We start from the raw sequence: 11,096 nt of genomic DNA, 5'->3' as shown, positions 1-11,096 counted from the left end.
CCAGCGTGATGAACTGGAACTTGAAGCCCATCGCGCCCAGCTCCTTCTGGAACTTCGCGATCGTCGCGTCGTCGAGGTGCTTCTTCCAGTTGAACGACGGCGAGCAGTTGTAAGCCAGCATCTGGTCCGGGAACTCGGCCTGCACGCCCTCGGCGAACTTGCGGGCCAGCTCCAGGTCCGGGGTGCCGGTCTCCATCCAGATCAGGTCGGCGTACGGCGCGTAGGCCTTGGCGCGCGCGATGCACGGCTCGATGCCGTTCTTCACGCGGTAGAAGCCTTCCTTGGTCCGCTCACCGGTGATGAACGGCTGGTCGCGCTCGTCGACGTCGGAGGTGATCAGCGTGGCCGCCTCGGCGTCCGTGCGGGCGATCACCACGGTGGGGACGTCGGCGACGTCGGCCGCCAGGCGGGCCGAGGTCAGGGTGCGGACATGCTGCTGGGTCGGGATGAGCACCTTGCCACCGAGGTGGCCGCACTTCTTCTCCGACGCCAGCTGGTCCTCCCAATGCGACCCGGCGACGCCAGCGGCGATCATGGCCTTCTGCAGCTCGTAGACGTTGAGGGCACCGCCGAAACCGGCCTCACCGTCGGCGACGATCGGCACCAGCCAGTTCTCCACCGAGGTGTCGCCCTCGACCTTGGCGATCTCGTCGGCGCGCAGCAGCGCGTTGTTGATGCGACGGACGACCTGGGGAACCGAGTTGGCCGGGTAGAGGCTCTGGTCGGGGTAGGTGTGACCGGACAGGTTTGCGTCACCGGCGACCTGCCAACCGGACAGGTAGATGGCCTTCAGGCCGGCGCGGACCTGCTGGACGGCCATGTTGCCGGTCAGCGCACCGAGCGCGTTGACGAACTCCATGTCGTGCAGCTGGTTCCACAGCACCTCGGCGCCGCGGCGCGCGAGCGTCTGCTCCTCGACGACGCTGCCCTGCAGCGCGACGACGTCTTCGGCGGTGTACTCGCGGGTGACGCCCTTCCAACGGGGATTGGTGTCCCAATCTTTCTGGATCGCCTCGGCGCTCTTCGGCTTGCCAACGGTTGACATGGTGCTCCTTCGATCTGTTCACTTCGGCTGCGGCGCTGCCGGCGGACCCGGCTTGTTAACGCCTGAATGGCTGCACTACTACGAGGATGCCCCACGCTGTTAGCGCAGGTCCAGCCGTTTCAGTTGCCAATTTTCGCCAACGATGCCGGCGCAATTGTGAATCTTGCGAAGCTCGCGAAGTGCTTGACCGGTTCAGAAGTTACCGACAGGTAAGGGATTTTCGCAGGTCAGTACGCTCGTACTGTTAAACGGACGGGGTCACAGAGTGAAGATCGAGGCGACGGCTTTCGTCTCGTCTCCGACCGCGTATGTGAGCGTTGTAACAGTGCGGTCCGACAGCTCCGGGCCGAATTTGTCGGTCGACCCCGGCGGATGCACGTGGCTGAGGATCTCCATCTTGTCGCCGAGTGCGACGGCGGCGTCGTGTTCGATCGTCACCCGCAGCGGAAGGTGCGTCAGCTCCGGGTGGTGGTGCAGGTAGTCCTCGACCACCGACCAGTAGACCGAGTTGTTCATGTGGTCGAAGATGTCGATGTCGCTGACCCGGACCGGGTAGTCGCGGATCTCGTCGGCGTCCTCGCGGCTGCCCGCCGACAGGTAAGCCTTCCAGCGCAGCCGGTCCACCTCGGTCGTCCGCCGCAACCCCTCGAGGAAGTCGTCGGCGATCCGCGCCGGGCCCTGAGTCTCGCGGTTGATGTTGATCCAGAACGCCTCGGACTCGATGAGGCCGCCCTTGCGGCCGTCGATGCGCACCCGCATCTCGCACCACCGGTTCGACGTGCCCGAGCACCAGCGCCGCAACCGGAGCATGTCCTGGAACTCGATCGGCCGGATCATGTCGATCATCGTGCGACGCACGATCCACAGCGGGTGCGTCTCCTGGAAGCCCATCTCACGCAGCTGGTCCGAGCCGATGTCCTGGATGTGCCGGGTGGCGGCGTCGAACTTGAGCCGGCCCTCCCGGTCCACGTCGGCGACCCGCAGCGGCCACTCGATGTCGAAGACGTCGGGGTGGGGATCGGGCACGGGCATCATCGACTTGAAGAGGCCCTGCGCCGGCCGTGTTCCGGGATCCCCCTTGGTGCTCACGAGGGCCGATCCTGCCACACGCAGCCCCGACGGCGGCCTGCCAACAATGCAAAGACGGACTTCGCAACCGTGCTAGTCCCGGCTAGGCTGGCTGATCATGGCGAAAACGTATGTCGGCGCGCGGGTTCGGCAACTTCGCACCGAGCGTGGGTTCAGCCAGGCGGCGCTGGCCCAGTTGCTGGAGATCTCGCCGAGCTACCTCAACCAGATCGAGCACGACGTGCGGCCGCTGACCGTTGCCGTGCTCTTGCGCATCACGGAGATGTTCGGCGTCGACGCGACGTTCTTCGCCTCGCAGGACGACACCCGCCTGGTGGCCGAGCTGCGCGAGGTCACGCTGGACCGCGACCTCGACATCGACATCGAACTCGGCGAGATCGCCGACATGGTGGCCGCGCACCCGAACCTCGCCCGCGCGATGGTCAACCTGCACCGCCGATACCAGTTGACGAACACCCAGTTGGCGGCCGCCACCGAGGACCGGTTCTCCGACGGCTCCGGAAGCGGCGCGATCACCATGCCGCACGAGGAGGTGCGCGACTACTTCTATCAACGGCAGAACTATCTGCACGAGCTCGACACCGCCGCCGAAGACCTCACGATCCGGATGCGCATGCACCGCTCCGAGTTGGGCCGCCAGCTGTCGGACCGGTTGACGATGGTGCACGGCGTACGCATCTCCCGCCGCATCGACCTCGGCGAGTCGGTGCTGCACCGATACGACCCGGCGACGAAGACGCTGGAGATCAACAACCACCTGTCGTCGGGGCAGACGGTGTTCAAGATGGCCACGGAGCTGGCCTACCTCGAGTTCGGCGACCTCATCGACAAGCTCGTCGACGACGGCAAGTTCACCAGCGAGGAGTCGACGCGGTTGGCGCGGCTGGGGTTGGCCAACTACTTCGCGGCCGCAACGGTGTTGCCGTACGCCCAGTTTCACGGTGTCGCCGAGAGCTTCCGCTACGACGTCGAGCGGCTCTCGGCGTTCTACTCGGTCAGCTTCGAGACCATCGCCCATCGGCTCTCCACCTTGCAGCGACCGTCGATGCGCGGCGTCCCGCTGTCGTTCGTCCGCGTCGACCGCGCGGGAAACATGTCGAAACGCCAGTCGGCCACGGGCTTTCACTTCTCGTCCAGCGGCGGCACCTGTCCGCTGTGGAACGTGTACGAGACGTTCGCCTATCCCGGCAAGATCATGGTGCAGATCGCACAGATGCCCGACGGGCGCAACTACATGTGGGTGGCGCGCACGGTGGAGCGCCGCACACAACGCTACGGGCAGCCGGGCAAGGCGTTCGCGATCGGCCTGGGCTGCGAGCTAAGGCATGCCCACCGGCTGGTGTATTCCGAGGGCCTTGACCTCTCCGGTGAGGTGTCGACGCCCATCGGCGCGGGGTGCCGGGTCTGCGAGCGGGACAAGTGCCCGCAGCGCGCCTTTCCCGCGCTCGGTCGCGCGCTCGACATCGACGAGCACCGCAGTACCGTCTCGCCCTATCTGGTCAAGCAGCCTTAGCGCGACGACTACGCGCGCATTATCGTCGCCAGGCCGCGGTGGTCCATCCAGCGTTGCTCGACGGGCCGGCGAGCATCTTCGTCGACGAGGGCCGGGTAAGACGTCAGGTCGGTGAACTGCAGCCGCCCCGACTGGAATCCGACCATTGCGCTGGCGCGGCTGCCGGATTCGAGTTGCTCTGAGAGGAATTCGATGCAGTGCGCGGTCAGGCTCGTGGCATGTATGCGGTCGAACGGCGTCGGGTCGCCGCCTTCCTGGAGGTGGCCGAAGATCGCCTGGCGGGCGTCGAAGAGGTTCCCGCCCTCCTTCTGAAAGAGCGACGTGATGAACGCGGTCGTGTAGACGGGGTCGGCGTGTTCGCTGCGGACGATGAGGCCCAGGCGTGTCCCGGAACGGAAACCCTCTGCGAACGTCGCGATGTCCGCCATGAGGTCATCCAGCGTGATGCCCTCCTCGGGCAGGTAGATGCGTTTGGCTCCGGTGGCCAACCCGCTGACCAACGCCAGGTAACCACATGCGCGACCCATGACCTCGACGACGAACACCCGGCGCGAGGCGACCGCGGACTGCCGGATCTTGTCGATGTCGGCCACGATGCTGTTCAGCGCCGTGTCACTGCCGATGCTCAATTCGGTGCCCGGGACGTCGTTGTTGATCGTCATCGGCATGCAGACGATGGGAATGTCGAGAGCCGGATACTGCCGCCGGTGGCGGTGCAGTTCGTGAGCGGCCTTATAACCGTCCCAGCCGCCGGCCATCAGCAGCCCGTCGATCCGGTGCGCCGCGACCTGCTCGCCGATCTGCGCTATCGCAGCGCCGCTGGGCACATACCTGTTGGTGCCGATCTCGGCTCCCCCCTGGGACACCCAGCCGCTGACGTCCATCCAAGCCATCTCCTGGATCTCGCCCATGCGAAGTCCGCGGAATCCGTTCTTGACCGCGAGCACGGTGTAGCCGCGGTCCAGCCCGAGCCGCACCGCGGCGCGCACCGCGGTGTTCATGCCCGGTGACAGCCCGCCGCCATGGACTACGGCGATCCGGAATCGTCGCCGGGCCGCCGGCGTTGGTCGCGGCGCTGCCTGCTGAATGGTCTGCACGATGTTGTAGGACTGACGGAAGCTGCCCCCACGCAACAGCATTGCCCCGTCGAAGTCGCGCGCCTTGATGCGCTCGCCAACTTCTTGGGTCCGCGCGACACACTCCATCAGCGGCGAGGTGACCACACGGTGTCCGCGCAACCCGATCAGCTGCGGGGTCGCCTGCCGGCCGGCCGCGAGCAGTTGCTCGACGGCAGCATGGCCGAGCAGCGTGGCCAGGAACCTGTCGAAGGCGCTCGGGGCACCGCCGCGTTGTACGTGGCCGAGGATCGTGATCCTCGTGTCCTCGCCCAGACCGTCCTCGAGGATCTTTCTGACCTGGCTGGCGGTGATCGGGTTGCCCTCCTGGTCCTGGGCGCCCTCCGCGACGACGACCACGCTCTGCCGGCGGCCGATGTCGCGTCCCGCTTTGATGTCGCGGCACATCTGCTGGGCCCAGCCCTTGGCAGGTGGTCTCTCGGGGATCAGCACCCAGTTGGCCGCGGTGGCCAGCGATGACATCAGCGCGAGGTATCCGCATTGGCGTCCCATGACTTCGACGACGAAGGTGCGCTGGTGGCTGGCCGCGGTGCTGTGCAGGGAATCCAGGGCTTCGACGATTCGGTGCAGCGCCGTGTCAGCGCCAATCGTCATGTCGGTGCCGGACATGTCGTTGTCGATGGATCCGACGAGACCGACCAGGCGCAGGAACGGGTGCTCGTCGGCGAGTTCCTGGGTGATCTCGCCGGCGTCGACGAGTTCGGCGAGCAACTCGGACCACTCCTCGCGGAACACGTTGGCGCCGGCGAGGCTGCCGTCACCGCCGATCACGACGAGCGCGTCGATGCCGTGCTCCACGATGTTGCGGGCCGCTGTCCGACGCCCGTCGCGCGTCCTGAACCGGTCAGACCTCGCCGTGCCGATCGTCGTCCCGCCCTTGTGCAGGAAGGAGTCGGCGTAGGCACCCTCCACTCGCCGGATGAAGTCACCACCTTCGACCAGGCCGTGGTATCCCTCGTGAATGGCATAGACGTCGATGCCGCGGTGTTCGGCCGTGCGGATGACCGCGCGCACTGCGGCGTTCATCCCCGCCGCGTCACCACCGCTGGTGAATACCCCGATACTGGATGGTGCGCACTGGTTCTCAGACATCTCGGGCGAGCCGGCCTTTCGTCTTGCTGGTCAGGATCAACCGTATATCCGTGCCGGATAGACTCGCTGTGGTGAGCGAACTCGAGTCGGCACGCATCGCGCCGGGTGGCTTCAAGGAACTGGGCCCCCTCAACTGGACCATCGCCAAGCTGGGCGCGCGGACCATCCGGGCACCCCGCTTCAGCCTCTTCAATGTGCTTGGCCAGCACCGGCTTCTGTTCCTGGCATGGCTGCCCTACAGCGGGGTGCTGCTCGGGCTGATGAGCAAGTTGCCGGTGCGCGACGCCGAGACCGTCATCCTGCGCGTGGGGCACCTGCGCGACTGTGAATACGAACTGCAGCAGCATCGCCGGCTGGCCCGCACCCGCGGCATCGGCCCGGACATGCAGAAGAAGATCTTCGAGGGGCCCGACGCCGAGGGGCTGACCGATCGGCAGCGCGCGTTGATCACCGCCACCGACGAGTTCGTCGTCACCCGCGGCGTCTCGGCGCAGACATGGGCGACGCTGGCCAGGCATCTCACCAAGCCGCAGCTGATCGAGTTCTGCATGCTCGCCGCGCAGTACGATGGGCTGGCCGCCACGATCACCACTTTGAAAGTGCCGCTTGATTTTCCGGATTAACGTGGCCGCCGCGCTGTTATCTGGTTGATTGCACGCACATCGTGAAGGTGATCAACCAGATAAGCGTTGAGCCGGTTTAGAGGTACGTGATCCCGAGCACGATCAGCGACAGCAGCACCGGTGCGACGGGCAGCGCCCACAGGAACGCGGCCCACACCTCGGCCTTGCGCTGATAGGACCGTCGTCCCAGCCAGGCCGCCGCCGCGCCCAGGACGAACGAGAGCGCGGCCACGACGAGCACCCACGTGCTGACGTCGTCGGTCGAGGTGGCAAACGAGATGCCGGCCAACCACAGCACGTGGCCGACCACCAGCCCGCCGATGCCGGCGACCCAGAGCGCTCTGACTGTGCTCGCTGTCTCGACCACGGTCAGAAGTTGATCATGTGGCCGATCAACCCGTGGAAGCACTCCTGCAGGGCCTCGGACATCGTCGGGTGCGTGTGCACATTGCGGGCCAACTCGGTGGCGGTCAGATCCCACTTCTGCGCCAGGGTCAGCTCCGGCAGCAGTTCGGAGACGTCGTGGCCGATGAGGTGGCCGCCGATCAGCTCGCCGTACTTGCCGTCGGCGATCAGCTTGACGAAGCCGCTCGGGTCACCGGCGCCGTGCGCCTTGGCGTTCGCGGTGAACGGGAACTTCGCGACCTTGACGTCGTAACCCTCTTCCTTGGCCTGCTCCTCGGTGAGCCCGAAGCTGGCCACCTGCGGCTGGCAGAACGTCGCGCGCGGCAGCATCCGGTAGTCGCCGAGCGGCAAAGTCTCTGCCCCCGCGATGGTTTCGGCCGCGATCACACCCTGCGCCTCGGCGACGTGCGCCAGTTGCAACTTGCCGGTGACGTCGCCGATCGCGTAGATGTGCGGCACGCTGGTGCGCATGTAGTCGTCGATGTCGATGGCTTTGCGCTCGGTGATGGTGACGCCGGTGTTGTCCAGCCCGTAACCCTCGAGATTCGGCGCGAAACCGATTGCCTGCAAGACCTTCTCGGCTTTGATCTCCTGCGACTTGCCGTCCTTGCTGACGGTGACGGTGACCTCGTCGCCGTCATCCTTGATCGACTCCACCTTCGTGCCCGTCATCACCTTGACGCCCAGCTTCTTGAACTGCTTCTCGATCTCCTTGGAGACCTCGGCGTCCTCGTTGGGCAGCGCACGCGGCAGGAACTCGACGATCGTGACGTCGACGCCGTAATTGGCCAGCACGTAGCCGAACTCCATGCCGATCGCGCCGGCACCGGCGATCACGATGGACTTCGGCAGCTCGCGCGTCATGATGAGCTTCTCGTACGTGACCACGTTCTCCGAGAGCGACGTGTCGGGCACCAGTCGCGTGCTGCTGCCCGTGGCGATGATGATGTTGTCGAACTCGACCGTTTCGGTTCCGCCCTCGTTGAGGTCGACCTCGAGCGTGTGCTCGTCTTTGAACTTGCCGTACCCCTGGATCTCGGTGATCTTGTTCTTCTTCATCAGGTAGTGCACGCCCGCGACGCGGCCCTCGGCGACCTTGCGGCTGCGGTCGAACGCGACGCCGTAGTCGAACGTCGCCTCCCCGCTGATGCCGAACTGCTTGGCCTCCTTGGTGAAGATGTGCGCGAGTTCGGCGTTGCGCAGCAGCGCCTTCGACGGGATGCACCCGACATTGAGACAGACGCCGCCCCAGTACTTGGGCTCGACGATGGCGGTGTTCAGTCCGAGCTGGGCGGCTCGGATGGCCGCGACGTATCCGCCTGGGCCTGCTCCGAGAACGACGACGTCATAGTGGGTCACGCCCCCACCCTAGTAAGGGATGAGCCCCGCGAAACAGCGACTTGCCCATTCACAGAAGTAGAGGCCGTGCAGCACCGCCGCGCCGGCCACCGCCGCCAACGGCGCCGACATGAGCGCGATCGCCAGTGCCGAGATCACCGGCCTGGTCGGCACCATGGCGAGCAACAGGCCGCCGACCGTCGAGCAGACCACGAACACGAGCACCACGAACACCGGTGCCGTCTTGTCGATCGAGTGGTACCACCAGTGATACAGCGCCCAGCCCGCAACCGCGGACAGCGCCCACACGCCCGCGACGACGAGCGCGAACACCCACCGTTTGAGGTACTGGTAGTTACCCGGCACCGCCACCGGATGCGCAGGGACGGGAGGGACTTCCTCGACGACGGCCGGCAGCACCGGCGCCTCGAACTCGTCGGTGTGGAACGTCGGCGTGTACGGCTGGGTCGGGTCGCCGGCCAGCGTGTCGGTCGTCTCAGGCACCGTGCACCACCTCGATCGCCACCAGCACGCCGAACCAACCGGGCGCGATCGCGAGCACGAACGCGCCCAGCGTCGTCACCCATCTCCGGCCGGACAGCAGGATCGTCAGCATGCCCACGCTGCCGGGTATGCCGACGACAAGCGCGATGACGACGTCGGGGCGAAGGCCCGCGTGGATCACCAGCGTCGAGGCGATACCGAGGATCAGCCCCACAGCCGCGCCGACCAGCAGTGCGCTCGTCAGCAACCACGCCCGAGGTAGGGGGATCACGGTTACGAGGTTACGTAAATTCGTGCCGACGAACCGTCAGCCGCCCGGCGCGTCAGGTATCGGACAGGCATCGATTGCATCAACGACGATGTGCGTGTCGCCCGGTGGCGGGCGCTCACCGCGTTCGAACGCCGAACCGGTGATCGGCGCCTGTTCGGCCAGCAACCGGTTCTCGACGTCGGTGAATGCCCGGCCACGGCTCAGGAACCGCAGCCCCTCGGGCGCTTCGACGCTGAACCCGCCACCTCGCCCGGGGACGACGTCGATCACCAGTTGGGTGTGCTTCCACGCGTCGAACTGCGGCCCGGAGATCCACACCGGCACGCCGCCGCCCACGTCCAGAACGGCAAGCAGCACGTCGCGGTCGCCGACGACGAACTCGCCGTCGGGGTAGCACATCGGCGAGGAACCGTCGCAGCAGCCGCCGGACTGATGGAACATCAGCGCGCCGTGGCGGTCCTGCAGCCTGGCCAGCAGGTCGGCGGCGGCCCGGGTGATCAGCGCGCGGTGCGGCGCGCCGGCCATCAGAAGAAGCCCTGCGCCTTGTTGCTGTAGGACACCAGCAGGTTCTTGGTCTGCTGGTAGTGGTCGAGCATCATCTTGTGGTTCTCGCGGCCGATGCCGGACTGCTTGTATCCGCCGAACGCCGCATGCGCCGGATACATGTGGTAGCAGTTCGTCCACACCCGGCCCGCCTTGATGTCGCGGCCGGCACGGTAGGCGACGTTGCCGTTGCGCGACCATACGCCCGCCCCCAGGCCGTAGAGCGTGTCGTTGGCGATGGCGATCGCGTCGTCGTAGTCGCTGAACGACGTCACCGCGACGACCGGTCCGAAGATCTCCTCCTGAAAGACCCGCATCTTGTTGTCGCCTGCGAAGATCGTCGGCTGCACGTAGTACCCGCCATTGAGGTCACCGCCGAGTTCGGCGCGCTCGCCACCGGTGACGACGCGTGCGCCCTCGTCCCTGCCGATCGCGATGTAGGACAACACCTTCTCCAGCTGGTCGTTGGACGCCTGCGAACCGATCATCGTCTCGGTGTCCAGCGGATCGCCCTGGCGGACGGCCTTGGTGCGGATCGCGGCCAGCTCGAGGAACTCGTCGTAGATGTCGGCCTGGACGAGGCTGCGCGACGGGCACGTGCACACCTCGCCCTGGTTGAGCGCGAACATCGTGAAGCCCTCGAGCGCCTTGTCCTGGTAGTCGTCGGCGGCGGCCAGCACGTCGGAGAAGAAGATGTTCGGGCTCTTGCCGCCGAGTTCCAGCGTGACCGGGATCAGGTTCTGCGAGGCGTACTGCATGATCAGCCGGCCGGTGGTGGTCTCGCCGGTGAACGCGATCTTGGCGATGCGGTCACTGGACGCCAGCGGCTTGCCCGCCTCGAACCCGAACCCGTTGACGACGTTGACCACGCCGGCGGGCAGCAGGTCGCCGATCAGGCTGATCAGGTACAGGATCGACGCGGGCGTCTGCTCGGCAGGCTTGAGCACGACGGCGTTGCCCGCCGCCAGCGCCGGTGCGAGCTTCCACGTCGCCATCAGTATCGGGAAGTTCCACGGGATGATCTGGCCGACGACGCCGAGCGGTTCGTGGAAGTGATACGCGACGGTGTCCTCGTCGATCTGGGACAGTGAGCCTTCCTGCGCGCGGATCGCGCCGGCGAAGTAGCGAAAGTGGTCCACTGCCAACGGGATGTCGGCGTTGAGTGTCTCGCGGATCGGCTTGCCGTTGTCCCAGGATTCGGCCAGTGCCAGCGACTCGAGGTTCTCCTCGATGCGGTCGGCGATCTTGTTCAGGATGTTGGCACGCTCGCCGGGCGACGTCTTGCCCCACGCGGTGGCGGCGCCGTGTGCGGCGTCCAGCGCTTTGTCTATGTCGGTCTCGTTGGACCGCGGCACCTCGCAGAACGGCTGGCCTGTCACTGGCGTCGGGTTCTCGAAGTACTCGCCCGAAGCCGGCGGCACCCACTCGCCACCGATGAAGTTGCCGTACCGCGATTCGTACGACATCAACGCGTCCGCGGACCCTGGCCGGGTGTAAACAGTCATCACGACCCTCCCTCAAACGGTGTAACCGAGCT

General features: G+C 66.2%; 11 protein-coding genes. 2 read left to right on the top strand and 9 right to left on the bottom strand.

Features of this window, described 5'->3' with window-relative positions; translation table 11 throughout:
* Together aceA and A5663_RS04945 are read right to left on the bottom strand one after the other, a co-directional pair.
* Positions 1-1,045: isocitrate lyase (gene aceA, locus A5663_RS04950; protein ID WP_068144646.1), on the bottom strand; the 1,045-nt coding region annotated here is incomplete at its 3' end.
* A 258-nt stretch (positions 1,046-1,303) separates the two neighbouring features.
* Entirely contained in the window at positions 1,304-2,080 is a 777-nt protein-coding gene (locus A5663_RS04945; protein ID WP_068144661.1) for an acyl-[acyl-carrier-protein] thioesterase, read from the bottom strand.
* Between the two features lie 151 nt (positions 2,081-2,231).
* On the opposite strand from A5663_RS04945, the gene ramB reads away from it, so the two are divergent.
* The gene (ramB, locus tag A5663_RS04940) at positions 2,232-3,647 is read left to right on the top strand and encodes an acetate metabolism transcriptional regulator RamB (protein ID WP_068144643.1); all 1,416 of its coding nucleotides are present in this window, start codon (positions 2,232-2,234) and stop codon (positions 3,645-3,647) included.
* An 8-nt stretch (positions 3,648-3,655) separates the two neighbouring features.
* Here the strand turns inward: ramB and A5663_RS04935 are convergent, their stop codons facing one another.
* A complete protein-coding gene (locus A5663_RS04935; protein WP_068144640.1) occupies positions 3,656-5,875 on the bottom strand; it encodes a 6-phosphofructokinase in 2,220 nt (739 codons plus the stop codon).
* A gap of 71 nt (positions 5,876-5,946) precedes the next feature.
* On the opposite strand from A5663_RS04935, the gene A5663_RS04930 reads away from it, so the two are divergent.
* Positions 5,947-6,498, top strand: a complete 552-nt coding sequence (locus tag A5663_RS04930) for a carboxymuconolactone decarboxylase family protein (protein ID WP_068144659.1) — start codon at positions 5,947-5,949, stop codon at positions 6,496-6,498.
* A 76-nt stretch (positions 6,499-6,574) separates the two neighbouring features.
* On the opposite strand, the gene A5663_RS04925 is transcribed toward A5663_RS04930, so the two are convergent.
* From A5663_RS04925 to A5663_RS04900, 6 genes are read right to left on the bottom strand one after another with little or no spacing between them, the layout of a single operon-like run.
* Positions 6,575-6,865 carry a hypothetical protein gene (locus tag A5663_RS04925; RefSeq protein ID WP_068144637.1) on the bottom strand — a complete coding sequence of 97 codons (291 nt, stop codon included), beginning with the start codon at positions 6,863-6,865 and terminating at the stop codon, positions 6,575-6,577.
* 2 nt (positions 6,866-6,867) lie between these two features.
* A complete protein-coding gene (gene lpdA, locus A5663_RS04920; protein ID WP_068144635.1) occupies positions 6,868-8,262 on the bottom strand; it encodes a dihydrolipoyl dehydrogenase in 1,395 nt (464 codons plus the stop codon).
* A gap of 9 nt (positions 8,263-8,271) precedes the next feature.
* The gene (locus A5663_RS04915) at positions 8,272-8,745 is read right to left on the bottom strand and encodes a hypothetical protein (protein WP_068144633.1); all 474 of its coding nucleotides are present in this window, start codon (positions 8,743-8,745) and stop codon (positions 8,272-8,274) included.
* A complete protein-coding gene (locus A5663_RS04910; protein WP_068144628.1) occupies positions 8,738-9,016 on the bottom strand; it encodes a putative holin in 279 nt (92 codons plus the stop codon). Before A5663_RS04910 ends, A5663_RS04915 begins: the two co-directional genes overlap by 8 nt.
* Before the next feature lie 36 nt (positions 9,017-9,052).
* Positions 9,053-9,541 (bottom strand): DUF779 domain-containing protein, encoded by a 489-nt coding sequence (locus tag A5663_RS04905; protein WP_068144626.1) that lies wholly within the window; start codon positions 9,539-9,541, stop codon positions 9,053-9,055.
* Positions 9,541-11,064: an aldehyde dehydrogenase family protein gene (locus tag A5663_RS04900; protein WP_068144624.1), complete on the bottom strand. Its 1,524-nt coding sequence runs from the start codon at positions 11,062-11,064 to the stop codon at positions 9,541-9,543. Before A5663_RS04900 ends, A5663_RS04905 begins: the two co-directional genes overlap by 1 nt.
* Positions 11,065-11,096: the final 32 nt, after the last annotated feature.

Source organism: Mycobacterium sp. E740, assembly GCF_001672895.1.
Lineage (GTDB): Bacteria > Actinomycetota > Actinomycetes > Mycobacteriales > Mycobacteriaceae > Mycobacterium.
This window is presented reverse-complemented; position numbering and strand designations above follow the sequence as displayed.

Coding starts and splice junctions, on each gene's coding strand:
- A5663_RS04945 (WP_068144661.1), bottom strand. CDS start 2,080: ATGATGCCCGTGCCCGATCCCCACCCCGACGTCTTCGACATCGAGTGG.
- ramB (WP_068144643.1), top strand. CDS start 2,232: ATGGCGAAAACGTATGTCGGCGCGCGGGTTCGGCAACTTCGCACCGAG.
- A5663_RS04935 (WP_068144640.1), bottom strand. CDS start 5,875: ATGTCTGAGAACCAGTGCGCACCATCCAGTATCGGGGTATTCACCAGC.
- A5663_RS04905 (WP_068144626.1), bottom strand. CDS start 9,541: ATGGCCGGCGCGCCGCACCGCGCGCTGATCACCCGGGCCGCCGCCGAC.
- A5663_RS04900 (WP_068144624.1), bottom strand. CDS start 11,064: ATGACTGTTTACACCCGGCCAGGGTCCGCGGACGCGTTGATGTCGTAC.